We start from the raw sequence: 26440 nt of genomic DNA on the forward strand, positions 1-26440 counted from the left end.
TGGGGCTGTCTTCCATGTTGATCACCACGCTCCATGGGATCTTTTTTCTGACTGAACGTATGCATCAGCCCAATGTTTAAGAGCGTCGGCCCCGCCCGAAAGCGGGACCGTTCTACTATTCCGGCATATCCTCGATCAAGGCACCGAGAGCCGCCGTTAACGGTATCCAGTTTCCGAGCGGCATGAACGCCCGGATACCCTGCCGGATTTGGTTTTGGGTCATATCTTCCCCCGCCCAAATGGACTTTGCTGCACCTCTCGTGAAGCCCACGGCGCTATCCCATTGATCCTTTGCGGGAGTGCCCACGAATACGTCAGTGGCCGAACCGGAGGCACGAGCCTGACCGAACTGTGGACCAAGCGGGGTCGCCATGAGAACGCTATCTAGGAACATGGGAACAACTGAGGCAGTCGCTGTGCGGGCGAAGCCGTTCTTCAAGAGATTAGCCGGGTCCATGGTCTCCTTCCAATACTTCCTCCATCCATCTTCAGTTACAGCCTGACCGGACTGACGCACCGCATAGGTGGCCGTGCCCGCTGCAAGCTCGCCAATGAGTAGGACAAGCATTTTGGGATCGGTGAGTGCGCCGTGGTTCAGAGACCAGAGGGTGGACTTGGCCCAAGCACCATAAACAAAGGTGCGGAACTGCACAAACATCGACGCAATCGGGCGACTCATCCACTTCGACAAAGCGCCATAATCGTTCTGCTGCACGAGGCGGTCGGTGTACCGATTGAGAAACACGCGATACTTCGAGACTGTCGCCGGGTCCCACTTCATCGTGTTGATGCCGACGATCTTGTTCCCATCGAACTCGGAGTGTTCCAGAAGGTCCCTAAACAGGTTCTTCGCGTCAGCCTCACCGAGGCCGATTGAAGCCAGCCGGTCCCGATCACGGGGCTTGAGCTTCGAATAATCGAAGGACCCATCCGCGTTGCGGGTCTTACGAGCCATATGCGCGATCTGCTGCGTGATGGCCTTCATCGCCCAACGCTGCTGGTAGTCGTGGATTTGTCGCATGAATGAGACGTTGGCCGTGAGCCGCTGTCCCGCGTCGAGGACGTTATCGACAACCTGAGTGAGCCGCCCGCCCGTCTGCGCACCGAGACGATCATCGTCCAGACGCAGGTCGTAGCGGTTCCAGAGGTTGTCCATACCGATGCCGGTCATGTCAGACAGTTCGTTGAGGAGCTTGTCCTTCCCGAGCTTGCCAGTGGAGACTGCACGGTTCATTTCCCGAATGGCGGGGATTTGCGACAAGGCCGCACGGAACCCCGTCAGGGAGACGATCTTCCACGTTTCCTGAACCTGATTGAGACCCATGTTCGACATGAGCCGGATGAACTGCATCGACTTGACCCGACGAGCCCACTGCGCGTGGGCCTTCTCCGAGCCGTAGACAGGGATGCCGTTGATCTTGGCCCACCCGAAGTCGATGTTCTCCAGCGCGTTCTTGAGTTCGCCTTCCTTGTCCGCGAGGTTCCCCGGCATGAGCCGATAGCTTTCCTTGAGGGACTGCTTGAGCTTGTCGAGGTCGCTAGTGGAGCGGATGCCGTCTACGATCAGTTCTCCCGTCTCCGGGTTGAAAATCTTCGTCTTTGCGAAGGCAATTCTGCCCGACATTGACCGGGAGTATCGCCGGAACAGAAGCTCGGCGTCCTGCTCGAACAGGTCACGCGGGCGAAGCTCAATCAGCTTCCCGTCACGGGTTTGGATCGTGGCCTTGTAGCTATGGTTCATGAGCGTACGGCGCTTGAGGTAGCCAACGCCTTTCGAGGAATCGCCCTCCGTCTTTTTCGCTGTGTCCATGAGGCCAGAGAGGATGTCGAAAACTTCATCAAGTTCTTTGTTTGTGAGGTTCGCCTGATCTTCTAGCGCCTCTTGAAACGCCTTCTTGAACCCGTCCCTGTCCTCCAGATGGAGCGACTTGGACATGGCGTCCTCGATCCCGTAGCCAGCCTTTCGGATGTTGGCCCAATATCCCTTCGCCATGCGGGCGGCCAGGTCATCGGAAATCCGAGCGCCACCGTGGTCTTTGATGGCGTCCTTGAAGAACTTCTCCATGACCTCGTGGTGAACCATCTGGTCCACATGCGCGATCACATTATGGTCAGCGACGAGCGGGACGTAATTGGCGTCAGGTCCGCCCTTCCAGAGACCCGCTTCCTCCATATCCCGAGCGAAGTCGGCCATAGATTTGCGGAACGCTCCAGCGGCTTTGACCACATGGGGGTTTGAATCCGGTGACGGTGCCGGGTCCCAAATATAGTCCGCAACCATGCGGTTGAAGTCTCGTTCGAGCTTGGCCTGTCCTGTTAGGTTCAGCCGGGAAAGCCCCGCCTCTTTGATGAAGGCGTTCTTGGCCGGGAGATACGAGGCGTTGAAGTTGCCCTCGGCCTTCCGGTGAGCCGCTGTGAAGCGGGAGTTTACGCTGTCCGGGACAACGCTGTGATCGGTGAAACCAGCGGTCTCCTCGAAGAAGTGAGCGCCTATCAGGCGGGTGAACGGGTTCTTTGCCGTGGTCATCTGACCTGTCACGTCGCCCTTTCGGAACCACCCGCCGAAGCCTCTCGGCACACTCTCGTCGGACATTTCGATGGACAGACCGCGATCAAGTCCAATCAGGCTGTCCCTCATTTCGGGGTTACGCGCTGCGCCTCCCGAGCCGGATAACTGGATCGAGCCGCCTTCCGGGGCCACTTCCGGGGGCTTGATGCCGCGCCGAACGCTGGCCGCTGTATCGTAGGCCGCATGGGCCTCGAACGATGAACCACGGTTGGCTGCGAGGGCTCCACCGAAGGCACCGAACACGGCACCGAACGTTCCGGCCGTAACCGGATCGGCATAAGGGTTGTCTGTCACCTCGCCGGAAGCGAAGTCCAGAGCGGCGTTGACTGCTGCACCAGAGACGGCACCATAAAGCGCACGGCCTACGCGACCGACGCCCAAGGCTGCGCCGCCCATACCACCAGTACCGACACCTACCGCCACGGAGACGGGATCAATGGCTCCCGCCACCAAGCCCTGCGAGATATTCGCTGCGGTGCCGGAGACGCCCATACGGGCTTGACGAACCAAGTCCTCCCGAACCCACTGCTCACGGCTTCGAAGATTGAACTCCGAACCCGAGGAAAGAAGGAAGTCGTGGTATTGCGAAGGGTATTGCTTGGTGAGGTGCGTGCCGCGCTCATCGCCAATAGTGAAGTACGGGTCTGTCCCGCTCTCCCCCATCCACCGTGTGAGGTGCGACGTGATGCCGAAGCTCTCATAGTTCGCGCCGACGCCTTCAAGGAAGGAATACGGCTCGGGTTCCGGGTTGGCGTTCTGCTCCACATAAGTCTTCGGCTGCGGGGCCATGACGACATCATTCGCGGTGGTCTGGATTTCGGGACCACGAGTGTCGGCTGACGTGTAGTAGGTCGTCCCGGTGGGAGTGAACTCGCCGTTCAGCAGGGCGACTGCCTTCTGCTTATGGGAGCCCATCTGGTATTGGACTTTGTCCCGAACTGTTCCCGGAGCGCCGCCAGCCCCGGCGTCACTACGGCCATAATACTGCTCCCCGATACCCCCGGCGTTGATGGCCGAGTACATTTCGAGGAGGCCCATTCCGGGCTTGAAACCTGCATCCACAAGGTAATCCGCCGAGACTCGAACGGCGTCTTCAATCGGCATACCCTTGTAATAGTTGTATTTCTCTCGTTGCGGCTGGCCCATCTGGATCAGGCCGATATGTTGCCCCCACTTCGTTGTCGGCCCCTGCTTCCAAGGGTCAAACGTGCCACCAGTCTCGTAGGACATGACGGTAGCGAGGTCTGCGGGGTTTGCGCCGATCCGTTCGGCTTCCCGGACGATGGCAGATGCCAATGGATTGTTCATTCAATTCTCCAAATGAAAAAGCCCCGTCACAAGGACGAGGCGATGTTGTTTGCGTGGGGACCGGGGGAAAGAGTGTCCCCCTCACAGATTGCGGCGCTTCGAAAGATTAGTCCGGGTGAAGCTTGCGGCTACCGCCTGACGCCACCATAGCGGCGTAAGCATCCCGCTCGGCTTGCTTCCGGGCCTCGGCTGCGGCCCTTACTGCAGCCCGTTCGTCGGCCTTCTGCTGGTCATTGGCAGTAGCGTGGATGATGAATAATTCGGCCTCGGAAAGCTGGCGTTTGATCGTGGGCATGTTCATTCCTTTGGTTGATTTCAGGGGAGTAGGATCAAGTTGCGTTCTCTTGCCGTCAGAAGCCTACCTTCCAGCCTTGCGTGCTGGTGGGCCTCTTGAAGCTCCAGCACCCGGGCTTTGCGCCCGCCGTTCACAAGGCGCTGGACGAGAACGTTGGCGGCATCCTTGACCGGCTGCGCGGTGCCGTTATTTAGGGCTTCCCAGTGCTGAATGATCTGGAAACGCAGCTTGGCGTCATAGGCCGATGCGATGAACAGGAGGTAGGTGCCGGGGAGGCAGTAGCAGGGGCGGCGCTCGCCGTTGCCCGCAAGGTAGACCGACGCAAATTTGCGTTCGTCTTCCCCGATCTTCGATAGCTCCCGCTGAATGTCCCGGAGAACGTCGGAATGGCGCTTACCTGTCATTGCCGCTATTTCCAGCGACGACATGAAGGGGACCGCTCGGCACACTTCCGGGATAGCATCGGGAGCAACTGAGGGACCGCTAAGCGCGGCCCCTTTCGTGGTCATAAGCTCCCTCATAGACGGACGATCCCGGCCCGTACAGCGGCCCCAAATCCCATTTCGGGATAGCCGGGGACAGTCACAGTCCATTCCCCGTTCGGGGTCCGTCTTAGTGCCTTACGCTCGGCAGGGGACATCCCCTCCAGATGCTCGGCAAACCGCTCCGGGTTCGTCTGCGGGAGCATCGCAAGCCGATCAACCGCGATCCTGCCAAGGTCTCGGAGGCTGTCGGGGGCGTTGCCGATGGTGGCTCGTCTGGCGTCCCGCAACTCGTCGTCAGACAGGAAGTCCATCAGGAGCGGCACATTAGCGTGGACATCGGCAAGGACGTTGTTTGCCTGTGCGACATAACCCGCCGTAATCTTCACCACATGGCCAAGGTCTGCTCCTTCCGGTAGCTCATCGGCCTCCGGGAGGTAGCCGCTTTCGATAACGTTTTCTAGGGCAGCATCGACCGCCGCAGCGCCCACGGTGGCGTCAAGCTCCTGTAGGGTCTCGGATGCCTCCTTCGCCGCCTGTGCGGCCTCCGAAAGCTCCTCCGGCCCCTTCTGGCTCTGTTCCGGGGCCTTATCCGCTACGCCCGTTTCAACCTTGGCCTGTGGCTGGACGGGCAGATTAAAAGAACCGGATGCCGCCTGTTCGCGGGTGATGAGACCGGCTGCTAGAGCGGCGTCGATGGTGGTTTCCGTGCCGCCGATCATGATGTGACCGGGACGCAATGCCGATTTGACGGCGACGGAGCCTTCAAACTTCTTCTGGACGACCTGCTTTCCATCGACGGTATCGATCTGAGTGCCGCCGCCGTTGACGTAGACGCCGACGACCTGCTTGCCGTCCTGTCGAGGATTGATCCGCTCATATTCCCTCTTGAAGGCGTCCAGTTCTTCCGGGGAGGTTTCATTGCTGTAGGTGACGTGGGTCATGATGTGTTTCCTTCTGTGGCCCTGTAGGGCAGGTTATTTGGGTTTCTTGGTGGAGAGGAGGCCGTGTTTCTCGCGCCTCCAATCCGGTGCTAGGTGAGGTTGGGCGAAACGGTTGGGACCATGCATCGATCTCATGCCGGGTTCGCTACCGGAGAGACGGTCCGCCATCTTGCGGTCCCTGTCGGGGTCATCGTCTCTGATCCATTCATCGTTGAGGAGTCGGCATGTGCCGTGGTGGTCAGTCTTCACTGTCACCAATCGTCCAGTCCGTCCAAGCCGTGACGATCTGTGGGAGGCTCGGGGTCACGAATGGGGGCGGGGTCCGGTGCCACTGGCGTGATGCTCATGGTGGCAACAGGTGGGCCGTTCAGATGCAACTGCATCGCTGCCGACGAACAGCGAGTACAGACGCCAACCCATCCCGGATTACACATCACCTTCGACTTACACTTGAGGCACTTTCCTATGCTCGTGGGCACAAGGCTTTCGAGGTAGGACTGGGATCGGCGGCAAGCTTGATCGTGTCCCGTTCCAGAAGCGAAGATGGTGGTGAAGGGGCGATTATCGGGGCCGAACTCGATCATGCTGCGGCCCCTGTCAAAGCAATCTCATGGTCGCACCTCTTGGCCTTGCCCTTTCGCCAGACAAGGTTTTCCGGGAGGAGGTTCAAAGGGTTTCCGTCAGCGTATCGGATGGCGACACCGCGTCCCGCTCCGGTGATGATCCGGGCGATGGTGCCAAGAACGTAACCGGTACCGGTTGGGATGTTTGTGCGGACATAGGTCCGTCCGTTGTCGCCGTTGGCTAGCCATGTCCCGGTTGCGCCACTTCGGCGGACGTTCAGGTAGTCCCGTTCAAGGACAATGGCGTGTTGCTTGCCCTGCTTGTCCAGTGGGACCTTGAGGACCTTGCGACCCTGTTGATCGATGTAGCCAAGGCACTGAGGGCGGGCTGCTTGCGAGGTCATGCCTTCGTAGGCTCCTTATACAAATGAGTAAAAAGAAGACCCCGCTCCTGCGGATAGCTCCGGGAGACGAAAGGTCGGCTGATGTGGGGTATGGGTGGGCCGATGTGGTGCGCCGGTGTCGCTTCTGCCGAACAGATGGGAGACACGGACGCTAGTGTTCAAAGCACTAGGAAGAGAGCCCCGCCCGGAGTTGAAGCCGAACAGGGCATGGAAATCGTAATCACTTCCGGTTGACGTTCATGACCCTGAAACGCCACGAAAGCCCCTCCGATCAAGGACAAGAGGAGCTTGCGTCGTGTTTCGATGCGTGATGATGACGGTGAGGAGCATGAGGACGAGGGAGCTTAACTAGGGTGTAATTTCTCTTCTGCTTCCCCTGCATTGGGATGATCGATCACGAATGATGAGGGAGGAACAAGGAGGAGCTATCCCCGTAGGTGTCTCGATACGTTGCCACTATGGGTTCCCATGTGTGACGGAGCTGCCCCCTACCCCACTGATGTCCACCATGTCCCATGTCCAACATCAATGCATGATCCGAGGAGTGAGACTTCCTTAACTAGGGTGTAATTGGCAGCCCACTCCTGCGGCGTGGTTAACCCCGAACTTTAAGGTTCCGCGCCACCTTGTAGGATGTCAAGGCACATCGCTTCCGGGCTGTCATTCGGCAATCCGAGAAGCTCATTAGTCTGCAAAAGCTTCCCGACAACAAACTTGAACGGCACCCGCACTTCCTGAGATCGCGGGTCGGCTCCAGATGCTAGGAGGCTCGCAAGCTGAAATGACTGGTCCATGGCGTCCATTGCTGCCCGCAGGGCATAGCGGGCTGTGAGGCCGCTGGCCTCCGCTGTACGCTCCATTTCGAGCAGGGCATCAACAAAGAGGGAGAGGCTGGTAGGCTTTGCTTGGGTCGTCCGCATGTCTCTTGCTCCTATGGTTCGGTTATGAAGTGACATTTTGCAGATCATTTTGATGTTGAAAATCAATATGTTGTCCCATTACCGGGAGGTTCCCCATAGTGGGAACAAATGGCGAGAAATCGTCCCACTATCGAGACACGAGAATAGCCCTGCGGCTGCGGCTGTTGAGCAATGCAGCGGAGATCGTGAATTCCCACTATCGGGAGTAAATGGACAGAATGTCGCAGCAAGGAAATCCGGTCATGCCCGTTTCTAGCGATTGACAAGGGCGCTCGACTCGCGGAACATTTGAAGAACAAATTGGAGGCGGCAATGACCCATGACATCGAAGCCACATACACCGAAGCGCCTGAGTGCCTAGATGCCGACTTATCAGAAATGAAAGCCGGTCGCTTTCGGCATTACCGAGAGGGGCCAGACGAGCGGCTAAATGTGGACGACACGGCGAGAATGATCGAAGTCGCACAAGCGGAGAGGAAGCTCAGGGTTTCCCTCGCCCTCCTCTCACATTGAATTGGCTTAGGCTCCGGCCTTGTTCGTCTTTCCGGCCTCTTTCAGGATGCTGAATACACTCGATCTGCTTGCCCCTGTGGCGGCGACAATCTGCGGGACGGTCTTTCCCTCATCCCGTAGCTGAATGATCGTCTGTGCCTCTCTCTGGGCCGTTGGTGCGCGTCCCTTGTACATTCCCTTGGCCTTGGCGTCGGCAATGCCTTCCCGCTGGCGTTCCAGCATCAATTCCCGCTCGAACTCCGCGATGGAGCCTAATAGGTTCAGCATCAGCTTTCCCGTGGGTGTAGAGGTGTCGAGGTTCATGGCGAGAATGCGGAGGCTCACGCCCTTGGCCGTCAGGGTGCCGACAATCGCCACTAAATCAGCCACCGAACGGGCAAGACGGTCGAGCTTGGTCACGATGAACGTGTCGCCTTCCCGGAGGTGATCCAGCGCCCTTCGAAGCTCTGGCCTCTTAGCGTCCTTGGCCGATGTCTGTTCGCTGAATACTCTGTCGCATCCGGCAGCCTCTAGGTCCCGAACCTGTGCGGCAAGTCCTGCCTTTTGATCTGTGGTCGAGGTGCGGGCATATCCGACAAGCTGTCCGCGATAGCTGGCATTGGTCATGTGTGCCTCCATAGTCCAAATAGATTCTTTAATCCTTTCGGACAAATAGTCCAAAAAGTCAACAACCATTCGTGTTGGACTATTGAGGAGCGATGACGAGCAGTCCAGCTAGACCAAGCCCTGTTGGACTATCAGCCTCGCCACATCCGTTGCACCGATCCGACGAGAACACCGCACATCCAGAATGCCACGACCGCAACCAACAGTGTCAGCACATCCCTAACATCATTTGGCCGAAAGCTGCCGCGCCCTCCCTTCCAAACGAAAGCAAACAAATTGAATACGAACCAGAAACCCACCGGGACAGCGAAAACTAAAGTGGCGAGCATGGTCCCCATCAAGCCAGAAGCGCTGCGTCGTCCTTCCAGCCCCAAAAGGTATCCACCGAAAGCCGCAGTCCCTATCAAGAGCAAGACGTAGAGTTCCATGCGCTCCCTTATGGGCGACCCCCAAGGGGGGGAATGCGGCTCATCACCTGTCGAGGTCGGTGCCTCCGATTTTTCGGCGAATTTTGATTTAAAAATCTCACACAAAATCTGTTGCGCAACCCCTGTGCGATATGTCATCAAGTTTCAACTTAAATAAGGGGTGCATTATGAAGGCCTTCACCGAGCTAAACCTGGGTTTCACAAACGCGGAAAATTACAGAAAGAGAGCGAACAAAGAGTTGCTGGCAAAGTACTTTGTACGCGATGAGTATCTCGAGAAGCTTCTTAATCATAATGTATATTATCTAGTGGGCGAAAAAGGTACCGGGAAAACAGCCTACTCGACTTATTTGAGCAATACGAAATATAAAAACGTAAACTCTTTTAGCTATGACGTTAGACAGACGGAATATCATAAATTTATGGAACTTAAGCGCAGAGGCCATCTGCCTTTGAGTCAATACTCGGACGTCTGGAGAACGTTGCTACTCATCCTTTCAGCCGCGAGCATCTTGGAGAGATCCAACACGCCGGAGTTTTTGCGTCGCTTCACAAAGCTCAACGCGCTCAAAATGGCGCTTGATGAGTTCTATAGTAATGCATTCGCGCCGGAAATAATCAAAGTTCTCAATTTCGTCGAGTCGTCGGAGCTTTCTGCATCCCTGATAGCAAAGTACGATAAAATGAAGTCCGGTGTAGAATCAAAGATAAAGAGCGAGAAGAAAGATAGTAACTCCACCTTCCAGAAAAACTTACTCGATATACGTCGAGCCTTTGAGGATGCAATCGAGGCTCTTAAACTCGACGAAGATTACGTAATATTCATTGATGGAATTGATGTCAGACCAAGTGATATTCCTTACGATGAATATTTTGAATGTGTTCGCGGCCTTATTGACGCTGTGTGGGCAATCAATAACGACTTCTTATCAAACATCAAAGATTCAAAGGGCCGAGTAAGAGTTGTTCTGTTAGTCCGACCGGATATATTCCTCAGAACGGGATTGCATAACGTTAATACGAAAATACGCGATAATTCGGTGTTCCTCAACTGGATGACTACCTACAATAATTTTCGATCGTCGGCCTTGTATAAAGTCGCAGATAGAATTTTGAGCGCTCAGCAAGATGAACCAATGAGTGAAGGGCAAGGCTGGGAATACTACTTCCCGTTTAAGACCACTAGCGCAAAAGACCGTGACGATGAACGAATCACTTCTTTCCTTTCGTTCTTGCGATTCAGCTACTATAGGCCACGTGACATAAATGCTATGATGGGAACTATGAAGGAGATACTCGAGAGAAAAGGGCCAGCACAAACCGTTTCCGACAAGGATTTTAACGATCCATCATTCAGAGACGCACATGCTGACTACTTACTTGGAGAGATTCGAGACCAGCTACTCTTTTATTATTCACAAGATGACTTTGAAACTTTTCTTCGTTTTTTTAGCCATCTCAGAGGAAAGAGTAGGTTTAGTTATGGGGAGTTTGTAGATTCTCATATTTCTTTTATCGCTGAATGCAATTCTCAGTCGGTAAAAGTTCCTCAGTTTTTAGAATCTGCAGATGCATTTCTTCAGTTTTTGTATGAGTTGAACGTAATTTGCTATAAAGAATTAGATGAAGATAATCCAAGCGCAGAACCGTTCATTCGCTGGTGCTTCAAGGAGCGAACTCCATCGAATCTTTCGCCGAAAATCCGGCACTACGTCGATTACGAGATTTTTTACGGACTTTCAAAAGCCCTGAATGTCGGGCGTAAAATTCAAGTTAAAAACAACCGCCCAACACGAGAAATTGGAACTGTTACTGTTGTAACTAAAGGAAAATTCGGGTTCATACGCGGCGGCCCTGACCAGGCGGATCACTACTTTCAATGGAAACAACTGGCTGACGGTTACTCCCCCGCAGTAGGCGACAAGGTCTCATTCGAACCTTCCGTAAAATACGGAAAAATAAGGGCCTTAACGGTTAGACGGGAACGGTGAGCGATTGATAATTGTTGGATGTCAGGTACACAACTTAACTGCTTGAGGTACACAGAGAAGATATCAACTTAGACCGGATAGACCACAAACACTTGAAATTACAGAGAGATCCACCATTTCTCCAGGTTCGATTTGGTGCCCACGGGCCTCTTCTGGGCACCATTCCATTTTTGATCTTAGCCAGATCAAATACCTAGACGAAAAAACAGCAACATTTGGCCCTCCTGCAGAACGCAGGGGTACATGTTGCGGTTTTTCGTTTTGCTGACGTCCAGCGCGAATCTTACCCTTAGGAAAAGATGCAGATGACGAGCCAAGGCTCACGCCTTCACGTCATCGAATACGGCGGCTCGATCGTTCGGATTGAGGCGGACCAAGCCTTGTTACGGCTGGGCGTCTTTGTCGCCACTGTTTTGCGAATGCTGCTCACAATTGGGCGTACAGGAAAGAACGGTTCGCTCCGTCTGGCGGAAAACACGGACCGTATTGCCTTCATCAATGGAGACGAGAATCCGCTCATCGACGATTGGATTCCCTTCGGCGTCGAGAAGTACGAGATTTGTCGTGCCGAAACTGCGGCCGGTCAGAACGATCGTGGTGGCGTCGGCAACCGTGGCATCGGCAACTTTCGAGTTGCCGACGATAACCTTGCTGACAGGACGGTCGAGACGGAGGACGCGGGCGTGATTCATCGAGACGCGCAATATGTCTTCCTGGGCAAAACCGGGCTGGAACGCCCCTCCCAGAATGACCGACAAGCCGACCACAATTTTCGTCAGTTTTCCGGATGACACGCTTTTTGCCCTTGCTCACTAACCAGCAGTTTACCGCGTCAAAGAATGCGTGGTTTTAGTGAATGAAGCGTTAAGTGACGAAAATGCGTGATGCGCACGGTAACCATGCATAATTCCTGGCATTCCCGACCTGCGCCGCCCCGCATCATAACTGAACATCTGTGTCTCATTGAGGAACCCGTTTTCCCAAAATGAGAACAGCCCTTCGACAGAAGAAGTTTGTTTATAAGCAAATATAGAAATACATTAAATACTTTTCATGTTTATTTACCAAAGGAAACTCATCCTGCCGTTTACTTTGAGTTAATCGTTTTTTTTAAGCGCTTGGAAATCGCTCGTCTGTAGTTTGAAGGCAACCGAACAACGGAGAACAGTTGTCGGCGTGCTGAACTACACAAGAGTTAGGAGATACTCATGACCAAGATTTTCGCTCGTTTCCTCAAGGACGAATCCGGCGCTACGGCAATTGAATATGGCCTGATTGCTGCCCTGCTGTCCGTCGCAATCGTTGGCGGTGCAGGCGTCGTCGGCACTCAGCTCGACGCGCTCTTCGACCGCATCGGCGGCGTAATGACGACTGCCCGCAACACAACTTTCTAATTGCTTCTAATCTGAAATCGAAATGCCGCTCAAAACTTGTGAGCGGCATTTCACATTGTGTTCAATACCTGGAATACCTGTGCACACCGCCTGTAAGTGTTCGAATAAACGGGAGTTTCCTTCATGGTTATAGCCGTCATCTTCCTGGCACTTCCGCTTTGCCTTGCATTCGCGGCGTTTACCGACCTGCTAAGCATGACTATCCCCAACCGGATTCCGCTGATTTTGCTGCTGTCGTTCATCGTGATCGCGCCTTTTTCCGGCATGGGCTGGCATACTTTCGGAATGAGCCTTGCCGCGGCGGGCGTAGTTTTTGCTGCCTGCTTCGCGCTTTTTGCGGCAAACGTCATGGGTGGTGGAGACGCGAAACTCCTGACTGGCGCAGCGGTGTGGTACGGCTTCAGCGTTTCCCTTGTTGAATTTCTGCTTTCAGTGACATTCGTTGGAGGACTGCTGACCCTCGGCATTTTGCTCTTGCGGTCGCGCGCCCAGGAAATCATGGCCAGCGGCATTCCCGTGCCGGCTTCGCTGCTCGTGGCAAAAAAAATTCCCTATGGGATCGGCATCGCCATTGCAGGATTCCTGACCTATGGTGACGCACCAATAGTAAAAGCGGCAATCGCCAGCCTCTCCTAGAGAGAATTACTGCCTCGCCGGAATTAAGGCATCATTAACTACAAATCCAAGCGCAATATTAACCATAATTACACCAATCGCGCGCCATCCTGAGGTGAGAAGAATCTGATTCCCTCAAGGATCGAGCATGAAACCGTCGCGTATCGTCATTATGTCCGTTGCTCTGGTGGCTGCCGGTCTTGCCGGCCTTGTCGCCATGAATATTTCCGGCACGAAGCAGGTCATCGAAAAGGCGGAAACGATCATCCAGAAGGAGCCGACGGTCAACGTTCTGGTTTCTTCAGTAAATCTTCCCGTCGGCAGCCGCCTGAATGACAGTTCTGTTCGCTGGACGCCCTGGCCGCAGGGCAACGTGGTCGATAGTTTCATAACCGACACAAAAAATCCGGACGCGATTAAAGACCTTGCCGGTGCAGTCGTGCGGTTGCCCCTATTCGAGGGCGAGCCGATACGGCCGGAAAAAGTGGTCGATTCCAGTGCACGCATCATGTCTTCGCTTCTGCCGGCGGGCAAACGCGCCGTCGCGACGGAGATTTCCGTTTCAACCGGTGCCGGCGGTTTCGTGCTGCCCAATGATCGCGTCGACGTCATCATGGTCCGGAAGGGTGACGGCGGTAATTTTCTGACAGAGAATGTCTTGAACAACGTCCGCGTCCTGGCGATCGACCAGCAGATCAAGGAAGGCGAAGACGGCATTTCTGCAGTCGTTGGCGCAACAGCAACACTGGAACTGACCCCCGAACAGGCAAAGATCATAACCGTCGCGCAGCAGATGGCGGATCGCCTGACGTTGGCCTTGCGCTCCGTCGCCGATGCGCAGGAGAACGATACATTGTCAGCCGGTTATCTTCTCAACGGCGGTGCAGGGCAGCCAGAAATCCAGGTGATCAAATCCGGCTCCATTGTCAAGGGCGGTCAAGGAGCAACACAATGACCGGGGGGTTCATGACAAGGCGTCTGGCAAAAGACCTGCGTTCATCATTGGTTGGCGGGCTGGCGTTCTGCGTGGCCTTCTCAGGCGTTCCGGACCCGCATTCGCCCGAATTTCTGCGCTTCAGTGAAGCAAAGGCTCAAAGCGCCAGTATCGTGCGGATCACTGAAAGCGGCTCGGGCATCCGCAAGCGGCTGAAGCTTGGTCTCAACAAGGCGCTGGTCATCGACCTGCCTGAGGACGCCCATGACATTCTTGTCGCCGATCCCAGCCTCGCGGATGCGGTAACGCGTACATCGAAACGCATTTACCTGTTCGGAAAAACAGTCGGTCAGACCAATATCTTCATTTTCGGCGAGGGTGGGCGCGAGATCGTCAGCCTTGATCTGGAAGTGGAGCGGGATATTGTTGGTCTTGAAGCCAATATTCGTCGCTTCATCCCTGAATCCGACATCAAAGTCGAAATCGTCTCCGACAATATCGTTCTCACCGGATCGGTACGCACACCGCAAGATTCGGCGCGTGCAGTTCAGCTTGCCGAAGCCTTCTTGAAAGGCGGTGAAGCCACCACCCGAAATATCTCGCTGACGGGCGGAAATAACGGGGGTGACGCAGCAATTTTCGCCGAAAATCGTCAGGTATCGCAGATCGTCAATATGCTGACGATCGAGGGCGAGGACCAGGTGACACTGAAGGTGACCGTCGCTGAAGTCAGCAGACAGGTGCTGAAGCAACTTGGCTTCAACGGCTCGATCAGCAGCTCGACAAGCAACAACGGTTTCGCGTTCTCAAATCCCTCCAACCTCGGGAATACCATCGACAGCGCCACGCGCATCGCCAGCGGCGCGATTGGCTCCGGCTCCCTGAGATTTGCCTCTTACCTGAATGCCATGGAGCAGGCGGGGGTAATGCGGACATTGGCGGAACCGAGCCTCACGGCGATCTCTGGCGAACAGGCCAAATTTTATGTCGGCGGGGATTTTCGAATTGCCGCGGAACAGGATGTTTCGCTCGACAAGGACACAGGTATCGCGACCGTCAAACGCGAAACGGAAACAGTCGACTACGGTATCACTTTGAACTTCAGGCCAGTGGTGCTTTCACCCGGCAGGATAAGCCTCAAGATAGAGACCAATGTGTCCGAACCGACCTATGAGGGCAACGTCGTCACCGGAAATTACGGGCGCAACATCCCGGGTTCGACTTACATGTCCGTTCGTAAACGCGAGACATCGACAACGGTCGAGCTTCCGTCGGGCGGTTCGATCGTGATCGCAGGTCTCGTTCAGGACAATATCCGCCAGGCCATGTCGGGGCTTCCGGGCATGTCGAAAATCCCCATTTTCGGCACGCTTTTCCGCAGCAAGGACTTCCTTCGCAACGAAACGGAACTTGTCATCATTGCAACGCCCTATCTGGTGCGCCCGGTCGCGCGCAACCAGATTGCCCGCCCGGATGACAATTTCAATCCTGAAAACGATGCAGCCATGTATTTCATGAACCGCGTCAACAAGGTCTATGGCCGCAAGGACCAGGTTCAGGCGGCTCCTTATCAGGGATCGGTGGGGTTCATCTACAAATGACGACACGCGCACGAAACCGCCTCTTCAGAACAGGCCTCCTCAGGTCAGGAAACAGCATGCGGGAAACATCCTCCTCTTCTTCCCTGGGGCGCGCCGGGCTTGTCGCCGTGGTTGCACTCACCGCCGGCCTTCTGCAAGGCTGTGCGCGCGATCCGCTCACGACCAACGCCATTCCCGACGATTACCGGACCCGCCATCCGATCACCCTGTCGGAAGCGGAACATTCGCTTGATATACCGGTTTCGGCAGGCGATAGCCGTCTCACCACGGCGATGGCGGACAATATACGTGGTTTCGCCCAGAATTATGCGTCGATGTCGACGGGTGTCATCAACATCCAGATGCCGTCGGGATCAGCCAATTCGGCAAGCGCCGCTAGAATGGCGAAACAGATCCGCACTACGCTGTCCGGCGCCGGGGTCGCACCGGGCAAGATCATGGAGACACGTTATGCGGCTTCGCCGAACGGCGACTCCGCCCCCATCCGACTGAGCTATGTCGCTATTACCGCCATGACCGGGCAATGCGGCCAGTGGCCGGAAGACCTTTCGGACAACACCTTCGCCAACAAGAACTGGTACAATTTCGGGTGCGCTTCGCAAAGCAATCTCGCGGCTCAGGTCGCCAATCCGATGGATCTGGTCGGCCCGCGCGGCATGAGCCCCATCGATGCCGAGCGCCGCGCAGTGGTTATCGATACGTATCGTAACGGCAAGAACACGGCCACCGCAAACTGATGCGGTCCCAACAATTGTCACGGCAGGAAAGACGATGAGCGCTGTAGAATACGACATCAAGTCAAGCGACGGAGCAGACACCCTGCAGCCGGTGCGCACCTCCGATATGGACCGCCTGCGGCCCCTGCCCCGCATCTCCATCCACGCCTTCTGCGTCAGCGACAACATGCAGGGCGTCATGGACGCATTGTCCGGTGACAGGCGCATGAGCAAGGTAACATTGCGGGTGACGAAGGGTGACATCAACGCTGCGGCCACGATGTTCTCCGCCTCGCCTACGCCAAATCTCATCATTCTGGAGACGGCAAGCGCGCCGGCTTCGCTGCTGGATGACCTTGCTCCTCTCGCGGAGGTTTGCGATCCCTCCACCCGTGTCATCATTGTCGGCCGCCACAATGACATAACGCTCTATCGCGACCTCATCCGCAACGGTATTTCCGAATATCTGGTCGCCCCGGTCAACATGGCCGATCTTCTGGCTTCGATCGCCGCGATCTTCGTCGACCCCGAAGCGGAGCCGCTTGGCCGCAACATCGCCTTCATCGGCGCCAAAGGTGGGGTGGGGTCCTCGACGGTCGCACATAATTGCGCCTTCGGCATCTCGACCCTGTTTTCGACGGAAACCATTCTCGCCGACATGGATCTGGCTTATGGCACAGCCAATATCGATTTCGATCAGGATCCGGCCCAGGGCATGGCGGAAGCGGTTTTCTCGCCGGAGCGGCTGGATGAGGTATTTCTCGACCGCCTTTTGACGAAATGCTCCGATCACCTATCGCTGCTCGCGGCACCGTCGCTTCTTGACCGGACTTACGATCTAGACCGCCAGGCCTTTCTGCCGATCCTTGAGGTTTTGCAGCGTAGCGCCCCCGTCGCCGTCCTCGACCTTCCCCACCAATGGTGCGACTGGACAAGGGCTGTGCTTGCGGAAGCGGATGAGGTCGTCATCACCGCGGTTCCGGATCTTGCGAATCTTCGCAACACGAAGAACCTGTTCGACGCGCTGATAAAACTGCGCCCCAACGATAAATTGCCGCATCTCATCCTCAACCAGGTGGGCATGCCGAAGCGACCCGAAATCGCTCCGGCGGATTTTTTCGACCCGCTGGAAATCGAGCCGATTGCGATCATTCCATTCGAGGCGCAATTGTTTGGAAACGCCGCAAACAGCGGACGCATGATTAGCGAAATGGATGAAAAATCCCAGATCGCAGAAACCTTCTCGCAAATTGCCCATACCATCACCGGTCGCACGGTGCTGCGCAAAAGCCGGCGCGGCGGTCTGGACAGACTTAAGAATATTCTCAAGCGCAAGTAGGGATTCCCTCCGCGCCTATTGACGGAAACGCCGATGTTCGGAAAACGCGGGGCCGAGGGCCCAGCCAGAAGCACGAAGCCGGATCCCGTCGCACCTGTCCCCATGCAGGTGGCGGCGCCCGAGCCGCGCTCTCTCTCCATCGACACGCTCGAGCCGGGCCAATCACCCGTAGCGCGACAGACGGCGGTCACGCAGCCGGCGCAAAAAAAGCGCGCCCGCACGGAGGATTATTACAATACCAAGAGCCAGGTATTTTCCGCGCTCATCGATACGATCGACCTTTCGCAGCTCGCCAAACTTGATGCGGAGAGCGCGCGCGAGGAAATTCGCGATATCGTCAACGACATCATCACGATCAAGAATTTCGCAATGTCGATTGCCGAGCAGGAAGAACTGCTTGAAGACATCTGCAATGACGTTCTCGGTTATGGGCCGCTTGAGCCCCTTCTTGCCCGCGACGACATCGCCGATATCATGGTCAATGGTTCTGGCCAGACCTTCATCGAAGTCGGCGGCAAGACCATCGAATCCGACATCCGCTTCCGCGACAACGCGCAATTGCTTTCCATCTGCCAGCGCATCGTCAGCCAGGTTGGCCGACGTGTGGATGAATCGAGCCCCATATGCGACGCCCGCCTGCCGGACGGCTCGCGCGTCAACGTCATCGCGCCGCCGCTCGCCATCGACGGCCCGGCGCTGACAATCCGAAAATTCAAGAAGGACAAGCTTACGCTCGACCAGCTCGTGCGTTTCGGTGCGATCACACCCGAAGGCGCGACACTGCTGAAGATCATCGGTCGTGTCCGCTGCAACGTCGTCATCTCGGGCGGCACCGGCTCCGGCAAGACCACGCTTCTCAATTGCCTGACGAGCTTCATCGACAGGGATGAGCGCGTCATTACCTGCGAAGACACCGCCGAACTGCAGCTGCAGCAACCGCATGTCGTCAGACTCGAAACGCGGCCTCCGAACATCGAAGGGGAAGGTGAGATCACGATGAGGGATCTCGTCAAGAACTGCCTTCGCATGCGGCCGGAACGCATCATCGTCGGCGAAGTGCGCGGACCGGAGGTATTCGACCTGCTCCAGGCGATGAATACCGGCCATGACGGTTCAATGGGAACGCTGCACGCCAATACACCACGCGAGTGCCTCAGCCGCATCGAATCCATGATCGCCATGGGCGGCTTCACCCTGCCGGCCAAAACCGTGCGTGAAATCATCTCGGGATCGATCGATGTCGTCATACAGGCGCAGCGCCTGCGTGATGGTTCACGCCGAATAACCCAGATCACGGAAGTGATCGGCATGGAAGGCGACGTCATCGTCACTCAGGATTTGATGCGATACGAAATCGAAGGTGAGGATGCCAACGGCAAACTGATCGGCAGACATGTATCGACGGGCATCAGCAAACCCCATTTCTGGGACCGTGCACGCTATTATGGTGAGGAAAAACGCCTGGCCGCCGCGCTCGATGAAATGGAAAAGACCTCCTAAGGGAAAGCGACCGCCATGGACCCGACAATCCTCTTATTGGCCGCACTCGTCGCCGTTTCGGCGGGCGCGCTCGCTTACGCTTTTCTTTTCCAGCAGATAGAGGTCGAAAAAAAGACCACCAGCCGCTTCAAGCGGGTCCAGGCCGCCGAGACGGACCACACCAACATCAAAGCCGCACGTGACCGCGTGCATGAGCTCAGCAAACGCCGCAAATCCATGCAGGACAACCTGCGGGAAATGGAAAAAAAACAAAATGAGAGGGCAAAAAAGGCCAAAAATGTCGGTTTGCGCGAAAAGCTCGTTCAGGCGGGGCTGACGCTGTCCCTGCGACAGTTTCAGCTGCTGAGCGTCGGCGCGGCGGGCTTTGCCACCCTCATCGCACTTCTTTATGGCCTGTCATTGCTTATCGCCCTACCGATAGGCGCCGTTATCGCGCTGGGGCTGCCGCGCTGGGCACTGGCGTTCCTCCTCAAGCGCCGGCAGAAGAAATTCCTCGAAGAGTTTCCCAACGCACTTGATGTCATGTGTCGCTCGATCAAATCCGGTTTGCCGCTGAACGACGCGGTGCGATTGATCGCATCTGACGGCCAGGAGCCGGTGAAAACGGAGTTCCAGCGGGTTGTCGACGCACAGCAGGTCGGCATCGGCATTCCCCAGGCGATCGAGCGCATGATGCTGACAATGCCGCTTTTTGAAGTGAGCTTTTTCAGCACCGTCATCAACATTCAGGCGCAGGCCGGCGGCAACCTCTCCGAAGCGCTGTCGAACCTTTCAAAAGTTCTGCGCGACCGCAAGAAGATGCGCGCCAAGGTGAATGCACTTTCGATGGAGGCAAAGGCGTCTGCGGTCATCATCGGCTCGCTGCCCTTTGTCGTCATGATGCTGGTGCACTTTACCTCGCCCGAATATCTATCGGTGCTTTTTACCGATATTCGCGGCCATATCATTCTTGGGGCGTCGGCCGTCTGGATGTTGATCGGGATATTCATCATGCGCCAAATGATCAATTTCGATATTTGAGGGCGCAGAATGAGCGGGAGTTTTCTTTCGAGCCTCACCAATCCGCAAACGATCGTCGCCGTTCTGGTGACGCTGGCGGTTTTCGCCACCCTTTATACGCTCATCATGCCGGTTTTCGAGCGGAAGGATTTCGCCAAACGCATGAAAGCCGTGTCGTCGGAACGCGATCTCATCCGCAGCCGCGAGCGCGAGCGGCTTGCGACCGTTACCAGGGAAGGCAAAACTTCCCTGCGCGGCAACAATAACAAGTCCGCCCGGCGCATCGTGGAAAAATTCAACCTCCAGGAAGCGCTTGCGGACAAGAACACGATGAACAAGCTGCGGGCAGCAGGGCTTCGTTCCCAAAACGCGTTCAACACGTTTCTCGCCGCCCGCTTCATCCTGCCTTTCATTTTTCTGGCCGTAGCCTTCACCTGGATCTTCGTGCTCGGCAATCTCTCCGACAAAGCCTTCATGGTCCGGCTGATGGCTGTGTTACTGTTCGGCTATATCGGTTTCTATGCTCCCAATATTTATGTGTCGAACCGCATGAACAAACGGCAGGCGTCGATCAAGAAAGCCTGGCCGGATGCGCTCGACCTCATGCTGATCTGCATCGAATCCGGCGTGTCCATGGAGGCCGCGATGCGCCGCGTGGCAGAGGAAATGGGTGAGCAGTCACCCGAACTGGCTGAAGAAATGATGCTGACGACGGCGGAACTGTCGTTCCTGCAAGACCGGCGGGTCGCTCTCGAGAATTTCGGCACGCGAACACAGCTCGAAGCCGTGAAAAGCGTGGTGCAAGCGCTTATTCAGGCGGAACGTTACGGAACGCCGCTCGCTCAGGCGCTGCGCGTTCTCGCACAGGAAGGCCGCGACGAACGCATGAACGAAGCGGAGAAAAAAGCGGCTGCACTACCGCCGAAGCTGACCGTGCCGATGATTGTATTTTTCCTGCCGGTCCTCATCGCCGTCATTCTAGGCCCTGCCATCATCCGCGTGCTGGACACGTTCTGAAAAACATGCCGCCCGAATTTCGCGGCGACGCGTCAAGTTCCGGATATAAGGACGCGGCATCGCGCAAAGCATCAGCCCGCCGCCTTTCCGTCTTTTTTTGCGAGCTGCTGCCAGGAATTTTGCTGGGACAGCATTGCCCGCAGATAAGTCAGGTTTGCCTGGGCCTGCTGCGGCGAGAGTTCCTGTACCGCAATGCGCTCTGCTTCGGCGAAGCGACCCTGGAGGCCGACAACGAGCGCGAGGTTCTGGCGAACGCGGCTGTCGGCGCCAGGCTGGGCGATGGCCGATTGCAGGTAGGTTTCGGCAGTGCGCGGATCGCTCGACAGCACATAGGACATGCCGAGATTTGAAAGCACGCTCGGATCGTTCGGCTTCAGGTCAAGCGCCTGCCGATAGCGGGAGCGGGCTTCGCTCGAACGTCCAAGCTGGTCAAGCACCGCGCCTTCGGCCGAGTAGAGGCGCCAATCGGGTCGATCGGGTGTCTGCGCCCGCTGGATGGTTGAAAGCGCCTGCTCCAGCTGTCCCGCAGCCGCCTGTGCCTTGCCATACGCGGCAAGCACGTCGCGGTCGGCGGGATTGGCGATGGCTATCTGCTGCATGACTGCAAGAGCCTGCGTGTTCTTGCCCGTCATCATCAAGACGCTGGCATAATTCATGCCCACCGACTTGTCCTTGGGATTGCGTTCATAGGCTTTGCCGGCGGTTTCTTCCGCCTGGCGAAGCTGGTCCATGTTCATGTGATCATAGGAGCGCGCGGCGGCGGGAATGGAGCCGGTAGACATCCGGTCCGGTTTGTTGGTGCTTGCACATCCAGAAACCGCAAGAACCAATGCTGCAAAACACGCGCCCCGCAGCAACCCTGTCCGGCCTGTCTCAGCCAAAGAAAAAGCAGTCATGGCAGCGCCCTCGCCCAAGAATGACAAATCTTGCGCCCGACAAACGACAGACTCACATGACGCAACTTTCGCTTAAGCAATAATCTGTTAACCCTAACAGAGCGTTAATCGCACCGATTCTCGACATTTACGGAAGCACATAATGGCGCCCTATCAGTTCATCGAACGCCCGACCCCTTTCAGCTCAAAGGCAGGCAGTACACTGCCGGTTTTCGCAGTCACGCCCGCCCACATCGAGCAGGGCGCCATTGACCCCGTCGCTCTGGACTGGGCAAAGAAAGCAGGGTTCAAGGCGGAGGCCGGTGCCATCCTGCTCGTTCCCTCTGCCGATGGTTCGCTCGGCGGCGTGCTTCTCGGCCTTGGCGGCAATCCCTCTGAAATCCCGTTCATCACCGGTAAACTCGCCCGCGAACTGCCTGAAGGCGAGTGGCACATCGAGACCGCACCACTGACGGCCAATCGCCTCGCTCTCGGTTTCGGTCTCGGAAGCTACCGCTTCGACAAATACAAGACCACCAAAACCAGCGGGGCGAAGCTGCTCATTCCCCAGGATGCCGAAGACGGCGAGATCAAGCGCATTCTCGCGGGCGTCTTCCTCGCGCGCGATCTCATCAATGTGCCTGCCAACGACATGGGACCGGATGAGCTGGAGATCGCTTTCCGGGCCCTTGCCGCCCATTACAAGGCGAAGGTGAAGGTGACCACCGGCGACGACCTGCTGAAGGAAAACTTCCCCCTCATCCACGCCGTCGGCCGCGCCAGCGAAAGCGCACCACGCCTTCTGGAAATGAACTGGGGTAAAAAGGGTAATCCGCGTCTGACGCTTGTTGGCAAGGGCGTGTGCTTCGACACCGGCGGTCTCGATATAAAACCCGCAGCGTCCATGGCCCTGATGAAGAAGGACATGGGCGGCGCCGCCAATGTCCTTGGCCTGGCTCTGATGATCATGGACGCGAAGCTGCCGGTCGACCTGCGCGTCCTCGTGCCCGCGGTCGAAAATTCCATCTCTTCCAACGCCTTCCGTCCCGGCGACATTTACCGGAGCCGCAAGGGGCTGACGGTGCAGATCGACAATACCGATGCGGAAGGCCGCCTCGTTCTGGCGGACGCTCTGGCCTATGCCGATGAGGATGCGCCGGACCTGATGATCGACATGGCAACATTGACCGGCGCCGCCCGCGTCGCGCTCGGTCCCGATCTGCCGCCCTTCTACACTGACGACGACGATCTGGCCCATGACATCGCTGAAGCCAGCATCGATACCGACGATCCGCTGTGGCGCATGCCGCTCTATATGGGATACGACAAGGACATTCGCTCGCGCGCGGCCGATATTACCAATGCGCCTTCCGGCGGCATGGGCGGATCGATCACCGCCGCGCTGTTTCTCAAGCGTTTCGTGACCAACACCCGGCGCTGGGCGCATTTCGATATTTACGGCTGGTCGCTGAATGAAAGGCACCACTCATCGATCGGTGGAGAAGCGCAGGGTATTCGCGCCCTCTTCCATTATATCGCACATCAGTTCACGAAATAACGGCTTTAGGGGCGCTTCGTCGACCGGAGCGCCCCGCTTTGATCAAACCAGAACCTTCTGTTCCTTGTGATCTTCCTGGCCGAAGAATTTCAGGTAACGCTCCACTTCGGCCGGTTCACCGGTTGCTTTTTGCGGATTGTCCGAGAGTTTCACAGCCGGCCGGCCATTGGCATCGCTGACCTTGCAGACGATGGAGATCGGCTTGAGGCTGGCGATGGTTTTTGGCGCGCAGCCAGCAAAATCATTTGTGAGGTTGGTGCCCCAGCCGAAGCTCATGCGAACGCGGCCTTCGAAATGCCTGTAAGTGTCGATGATGGCATCGACATCGAGGCCATCGGAGAAGATCAGCATCTTCTTGCGCGGGTCGCGACCCATCTTCTGCCACCACTCGATGATCTTCTCGCCACCCTCGATCGGCGGTGCGCTGTCCGGGCGGAAACCCGTCCAGTCAGCCACCCATTCCGGCGCATTGCGCAGAAACGCCGCCGTGCCGAAGGCGTCGGGCAGAACAATCAGCAGGTTGCCACCGTAAAGCCGGTTCCAGTCCTTCAGGACCTGATAGGGCGCGGCAGCCAGCTCCTCATCAGTCTGCGCCAGCGCCGCGACCACCATCGGCAGTTCATGCGCGTTCGTCCCGACGGCTTCAAGGTCCGAATCCATGGCGAGCAGCACGTTGCTCGTACCGGTAAAGGCCGGCCCGATGCCTTCCTTCAACGCCTCGACGCACCAGCGCTGCCACAGAAAGCTATGGCGGCGGCGGGTGCCGAAATCGGAAATGCGCAGGCCCGGCAGTTCCCGCAGCCGCTCAACCTTCTCCCACATCTTGGCCTTTGCGCGGGCATAGAGAACATCCAGCGTGAAATAACCGAGCGAGCGCATGGCGCTACGCGAACGCAACTCGTTGATGATGGCGAGCGCCGGGATTTCCCAGAGCGTCGTGTCCATCCAGCGGCCGTGGAAATTCAGCTCGTACTGCCCGTCGCGCTTGAAAAGCTCATATTCCGGCAGCTGATAGCTTGATAGCCAGGAGAGAAATTCCGGCTCGAAAATCTGCGAGCGGCCGTAAAACGTGTTACCCGCAAGCCAGATATTCTCTTTTTTGGAAAGACGCAGCGTACGCGCATGATCGAGCTGTTCGCGCAGCTCCATCTCGTCGATCTCCTCGGCCAGCCGCACCGTCTTGGTGCGGTTGATCAGCGAAAACGTCGCGTCGACTTCCGGATAAAGCTTCCAGATCATCTGCAACATCAACAGCTTGTAGAAATCCGTATCGATCAGGCTGCGGACGATCGGGTCAAGTTTCCAGGTATGATTGTGGACACGGGTGGCTATATCGGTCTTCGTCATACTTGCATTCCCCAGTATCGGCCAAAGGTCAGAATAGCCGATGTCAATCCGCACCCCGGCAGGTATCAACCCGTCATGCGGAAGATTTATCTGAAAAAGCGACAACAAGTCCAGAGCACCGGCCCGGCAAATGCCTCACCAGCCCGCCCGCGCGTTGATTTCCCGGCAACCTCATTATCGTTTTCAGCCAGGGGCTACGGGCACGCCGCGTCAGAAAGTCGGATCAACGGGATTGATGCCGGGGTACCAATCCTTGGAAACGGGGTTACGTCCGCCAAAGCTGGAAATACCGTTTTCATCGGTGCAGCGGTAACCCTGGACGGGAAGTCCGCGACTGCCGAAGACGGTCCGGTAGGGCCCACGTGAATATCCGGTACTTCCCAGTTCGCTATGGCAGTTATAACGGACCTTGGGTTGGAGCGTTCGAGGGTCTTTTACACCGGGCAGGTTGGCATAGGCGTCGGGTGCCGGGGCAAAACCGTTCTGGAACACCGTCTGGGCCTCTGCCGAAGTGCTCAATAAGACCGCCGCGAGGATCGCTGCCAATCGTGCCGCCGTTCTTGTCTTCATCAGTGTCCGTCCCGTACCATTATTGACAGCATGTAGGCCGGCGACGGCTGTCGCACAAAGGGCAAGACGGGAACAATTTCGTGAAGCGCTCCCTCAGTCCTCCAGGCGACGGAACGCCGTCGGCTTTTCATAAAGCCAACCGATGCGCTCAATGGCTGCAGCGAGATTTTCGCGCGCGACATTCATGGTATGGCCGTTGGCGTGCAGCAGCGTTTCCTCATTTTCCATCAGCCCGACATGGCCTTTCCAGAAAACCAGATCGCCGCGCCGCAACTCGTCCCGCTCTATTTCCACACCGAGCGATTTCACCTGCATGTCGGTATCGCGCAGCACCCGCCGGCCCGCCATCGCCATGGAAAGCTGTACGAGGCCTGAACAGTCGATACCAAATCCGGAGCGACCGCCCCACAGATAGGGGGTTTCGATGAAGCGCAACGCCACCGCGACATAGTCGTCGTCAGCGGCAGCATCGACGGTCCGGCAGTGGGCGGCAATGACGCCTTCGCCATTTTCGGTCATGAGATACCGGGTGCCACGGGTCTCCTCTTCACCGACGATCCGGATCAGGCTGCCCATGGACAGCGCCGCCACCGGTGGCTTGCGCAGTTCGGCCGAAGGATAAACAAAGGTACGGGGAGCAACGATACGGTGAGTAGCCGCAACGACATCACCAATGGCCGTTTCCGGCACGTAACCCGCATAACCATCCGCATCCGCCTGCACCCAGGCCCAGCCGTTCGCCCTGTCGAAAACGCGCAGGGTCTCGCCGAACAGCAGTTCGGTATCGATACCGGCGACAAGGTCCGGCGTGGGCCGCAGGCCGATGACAGGTACCACGACCTGTGCGGGAGATCCGCTGACGAAACGATCGGCCTGCACCGCCCCTTGCAGTTTTTCGTCGGCGAGATCGGAGCGGAAGACATTCAGGCGGCGGTCGAGCATCATGGGGTTC

23 protein-coding genes are annotated in these 26440 nt (G+C 56.8%); 11 read left to right on the plus strand and 12 right to left on the minus strand.

All coding sequences use genetic code 11. From position 1 onward, the window contains the following. Positions 1-115: 115 nt before the first annotated feature. From WA845_RS04200 to WA845_RS04230, 7 genes are all read right to left on the minus strand, one after another. Positions 116-3877 (minus strand): hypothetical protein, encoded by a 3762-nt coding sequence (locus WA845_RS04200; protein ID WP_337322198.1) that lies wholly within the window; start codon positions 3875-3877, stop codon positions 116-118. 106 nt (positions 3878-3983) lie between these two features. Beyond that, positions 3984-4172, minus strand: a complete 189-nt coding sequence (locus tag WA845_RS04205; protein WP_337322199.1) for a hypothetical protein — start codon at positions 4170-4172, stop codon at positions 3984-3986. Positions 4173-4192: 20 nt separating this feature from the next. Further along, positions 4193-4681 carry a Rha family transcriptional regulator gene (locus tag WA845_RS04210; protein WP_337322200.1) on the minus strand — a complete coding sequence of 163 codons (489 nt, stop codon included), beginning with the start codon at positions 4679-4681 and terminating at the stop codon, positions 4193-4195. An 8-nt stretch (positions 4682-4689) separates the two neighbouring features. After that, positions 4690-5598 carry a hypothetical protein gene (locus WA845_RS04215; protein WP_337322201.1) on the minus strand — a complete coding sequence of 303 codons (909 nt, stop codon included), beginning with the start codon at positions 5596-5598 and terminating at the stop codon, positions 4690-4692. Between the two features lie 580 nt (positions 5599-6178). Further along, positions 6179-6565, minus strand: a complete 387-nt coding sequence (locus WA845_RS04220) for a hypothetical protein (protein WP_337322202.1) — start codon at positions 6563-6565, stop codon at positions 6179-6181. Positions 6566-7173: 608 nt separating this feature from the next. Then, positions 7174-7551: a hypothetical protein gene (locus tag WA845_RS04225; protein WP_337322203.1), complete on the minus strand. Its 378-nt coding sequence runs from the start codon at positions 7549-7551 to the stop codon at positions 7174-7176. Positions 7552-8004: 453 nt separating this feature from the next. Beyond that, positions 8005-8604 (minus strand): recombinase family protein, encoded by a 600-nt coding sequence (locus tag WA845_RS04230; RefSeq protein WP_337322204.1) that lies wholly within the window; start codon positions 8602-8604, stop codon positions 8005-8007. A gap of 595 nt (positions 8605-9199) precedes the next feature. On the opposite strand from WA845_RS04230, the gene WA845_RS04235 reads away from it, so the two are divergent. After that, complete coding sequence (locus WA845_RS04235; protein WP_337322205.1) at positions 9200-11023, plus strand: P-loop ATPase, Sll1717 family; 1824 nt, start codon at positions 9200-9202, stop codon at positions 11021-11023. 383 nt (positions 11024-11406) lie between these two features. Here the strand turns inward: WA845_RS04235 and WA845_RS04240 are convergent, their stop codons facing one another. Further along, entirely contained in the window at positions 11407-11817 is a 411-nt protein-coding gene (locus tag WA845_RS04240) for a pilus assembly protein N-terminal domain-containing protein (RefSeq protein ID WP_004439310.1), read from the minus strand. Between the two features lie 414 nt (positions 11818-12231). Here WA845_RS04240 and WA845_RS04245 point away from each other — a divergent pair, with 414 nt between their 5' ends. From WA845_RS04245 to WA845_RS04285, 9 genes are all read left to right on the plus strand, one after another. Continuing rightward, positions 12232-12417: a Flp family type IVb pilin gene (locus tag WA845_RS04245; RefSeq protein ID WP_004439309.1), complete on the plus strand. Its 186-nt coding sequence runs from the start codon at positions 12232-12234 to the stop codon at positions 12415-12417. Positions 12418-12540: 123 nt separating this feature from the next. Then, positions 12541-13053, plus strand: coding sequence for an A24 family peptidase (locus tag WA845_RS04250; RefSeq protein ID WP_037089473.1), 513 nt, complete (start codon positions 12541-12543; stop codon positions 13051-13053). Positions 13054-13180: 127 nt separating this feature from the next. Further along, entirely contained in the window at positions 13181-13987 is an 807-nt protein-coding gene (gene cpaB, locus WA845_RS04255; RefSeq protein WP_022555430.1) for a Flp pilus assembly protein CpaB, read from the plus strand. Next, a complete protein-coding gene (locus WA845_RS04260; protein ID WP_112556030.1) occupies positions 13984-15567 on the plus strand; it encodes a pilus assembly protein N-terminal domain-containing protein in 1584 nt (527 codons plus the stop codon). The genes cpaB and WA845_RS04260 overlap by 4 nt, the downstream gene beginning before the upstream one ends. 56 nt (positions 15568-15623) lie before the next feature. Continuing rightward, complete coding sequence (locus tag WA845_RS04265; protein WP_022555428.1) at positions 15624-16304, plus strand: CpaD family pilus assembly protein; 681 nt, start codon at positions 15624-15626, stop codon at positions 16302-16304. Between the two features lie 34 nt (positions 16305-16338). Then, positions 16339-17622 (plus strand): AAA family ATPase, encoded by a 1284-nt coding sequence (locus WA845_RS04270; protein WP_022555427.1) that lies wholly within the window; start codon positions 16339-16341, stop codon positions 17620-17622. Positions 17623-17655: 33 nt separating this feature from the next. Continuing rightward, positions 17656-19122: an ATPase, T2SS/T4P/T4SS family gene (locus tag WA845_RS04275; RefSeq protein WP_112556032.1), complete on the plus strand. Its 1467-nt coding sequence runs from the start codon at positions 17656-17658 to the stop codon at positions 19120-19122. A 15-nt stretch (positions 19123-19137) separates the two neighbouring features. Then, positions 19138-20142 carry a type II secretion system F family protein gene (locus WA845_RS04280; RefSeq protein WP_004439301.1) on the plus strand — a complete coding sequence of 335 codons (1005 nt, stop codon included), beginning with the start codon at positions 19138-19140 and terminating at the stop codon, positions 20140-20142. Between the two features lie 9 nt (positions 20143-20151). Next, entirely contained in the window at positions 20152-21138 is a 987-nt protein-coding gene (locus WA845_RS04285; protein ID WP_112556034.1) for a type II secretion system F family protein, read from the plus strand. Between the two features lie 71 nt (positions 21139-21209). On the opposite strand, the gene WA845_RS04290 is transcribed toward WA845_RS04285, so the two are convergent. Then, positions 21210-21920: a tetratricopeptide repeat protein gene (locus WA845_RS04290; RefSeq protein ID WP_162719260.1), complete on the minus strand. Its 711-nt coding sequence runs from the start codon at positions 21918-21920 to the stop codon at positions 21210-21212. 256 nt (positions 21921-22176) lie between these two features. Between WA845_RS04290 and WA845_RS04295 the strand changes: the two genes are divergently transcribed. Beyond that, on the plus strand, positions 22177-23571 hold the full coding sequence (locus WA845_RS04295; RefSeq protein WP_037089476.1) for a leucyl aminopeptidase family protein: 1395 nt from the start codon (positions 22177-22179) through the stop codon (positions 23569-23571). 42 nt (positions 23572-23613) lie between these two features. Here the strand turns inward: WA845_RS04295 and pncB are convergent, their stop codons facing one another. The 3 genes from pncB to WA845_RS04310 all read right to left on the minus strand — a co-directional run bounded on the left by pncB (position 23614) and on the right by WA845_RS04310 (position 26433). Then, complete coding sequence (pncB, locus tag WA845_RS04300; RefSeq protein ID WP_004439297.1) at positions 23614-24918, minus strand: nicotinate phosphoribosyltransferase; 1305 nt, start codon at positions 24916-24918, stop codon at positions 23614-23616. A 210-nt stretch (positions 24919-25128) separates the two neighbouring features. After that, positions 25129-25488 (minus strand): hypothetical protein, encoded by a 360-nt coding sequence (locus tag WA845_RS04305; RefSeq protein ID WP_072493832.1) that lies wholly within the window; start codon positions 25486-25488, stop codon positions 25129-25131. Between the two features lie 93 nt (positions 25489-25581). Continuing rightward, complete coding sequence (locus tag WA845_RS04310; protein ID WP_112556036.1) at positions 25582-26433, minus strand: C40 family peptidase; 852 nt, start codon at positions 26431-26433, stop codon at positions 25582-25584. Positions 26434-26440 lie beyond the last annotated feature (7 nt).

Source organism: Agrobacterium sp. CMT1 (genome assembly GCF_037203725.1).
GTDB classification, from domain to species: Bacteria; Pseudomonadota; Alphaproteobacteria; order Rhizobiales; family Rhizobiaceae; genus Agrobacterium; species Agrobacterium pusense.

Coding starts and splice junctions, on each gene's coding strand:
- WA845_RS04235 (WP_337322205.1), top strand. CDS start 9,200: ATGAAGGCCTTCACCGAGCTAAACCTGGGTTTCACAAACGCGGAAAAT.
- WA845_RS04265 (WP_022555428.1), top strand. CDS start 15,624: ATGCGGGAAACATCCTCCTCTTCTTCCCTGGGGCGCGCCGGGCTTGTC.
- WA845_RS04205 (WP_337322199.1), bottom strand. CDS start 4,172: ATGCCCACGATCAAACGCCAGCTTTCCGAGGCCGAATTATTCATCATC.
- WA845_RS04305 (WP_072493832.1), bottom strand. CDS start 25,488: ATGAAGACAAGAACGGCGGCACGATTGGCAGCGATCCTCGCGGCGGTC.
- WA845_RS04285 (WP_112556034.1), top strand. CDS start 20,152: ATGAGCGGGAGTTTTCTTTCGAGCCTCACCAATCCGCAAACGATCGTC.
- WA845_RS04215 (WP_337322201.1), bottom strand. CDS start 5,598: ATGACCCACGTCACCTACAGCAATGAAACCTCCCCGGAAGAACTGGAC.
- cpaB (WP_022555430.1), top strand. CDS start 13,181: ATGAAACCGTCGCGTATCGTCATTATGTCCGTTGCTCTGGTGGCTGCC.
- WA845_RS04280 (WP_004439301.1), top strand. CDS start 19,138: ATGGACCCGACAATCCTCTTATTGGCCGCACTCGTCGCCGTTTCGGCG.
- WA845_RS04245 (WP_004439309.1), top strand. CDS start 12,232: ATGACCAAGATTTTCGCTCGTTTCCTCAAGGACGAATCCGGCGCTACG.
- WA845_RS04230 (WP_337322204.1), bottom strand. CDS start 8,604: ATGACCAATGCCAGCTATCGCGGACAGCTTGTCGGATATGCCCGCACC.
- WA845_RS04250 (WP_037089473.1), top strand. CDS start 12,541: ATGGTTATAGCCGTCATCTTCCTGGCACTTCCGCTTTGCCTTGCATTC.
- WA845_RS04220 (WP_337322202.1), bottom strand. CDS start 6,565: ATGACCTCGCAAGCAGCCCGCCCTCAGTGCCTTGGCTACATCGATCAA.
- WA845_RS04290 (WP_162719260.1), bottom strand. CDS start 21,920: ATGTCTACCGGCTCCATTCCCGCCGCCGCGCGCTCCTATGATCACATG.
- pncB (WP_004439297.1), bottom strand. CDS start 24,918: ATGACGAAGACCGATATAGCCACCCGTGTCCACAATCATACCTGGAAA.
- WA845_RS04295 (WP_037089476.1), top strand. CDS start 22,177: ATGGCGCCCTATCAGTTCATCGAACGCCCGACCCCTTTCAGCTCAAAG.
- WA845_RS04310 (WP_112556036.1), bottom strand. CDS start 26,433: ATGATGCTCGACCGCCGCCTGAATGTCTTCCGCTCCGATCTCGCCGAC.
- WA845_RS04260 (WP_112556030.1), top strand. CDS start 13,984: ATGACCGGGGGGTTCATGACAAGGCGTCTGGCAAAAGACCTGCGTTCA.
- WA845_RS04210 (WP_337322200.1), bottom strand. CDS start 4,681: ATGACCACGAAAGGGGCCGCGCTTAGCGGTCCCTCAGTTGCTCCCGAT.
- WA845_RS04200 (WP_337322198.1), bottom strand. CDS start 3,877: ATGAACAATCCATTGGCATCTGCCATCGTCCGGGAAGCCGAACGGATC.
- WA845_RS04275 (WP_112556032.1), top strand. CDS start 17,656: ATGTTCGGAAAACGCGGGGCCGAGGGCCCAGCCAGAAGCACGAAGCCG.
- WA845_RS04270 (WP_022555427.1), top strand. CDS start 16,339: ATGAGCGCTGTAGAATACGACATCAAGTCAAGCGACGGAGCAGACACC.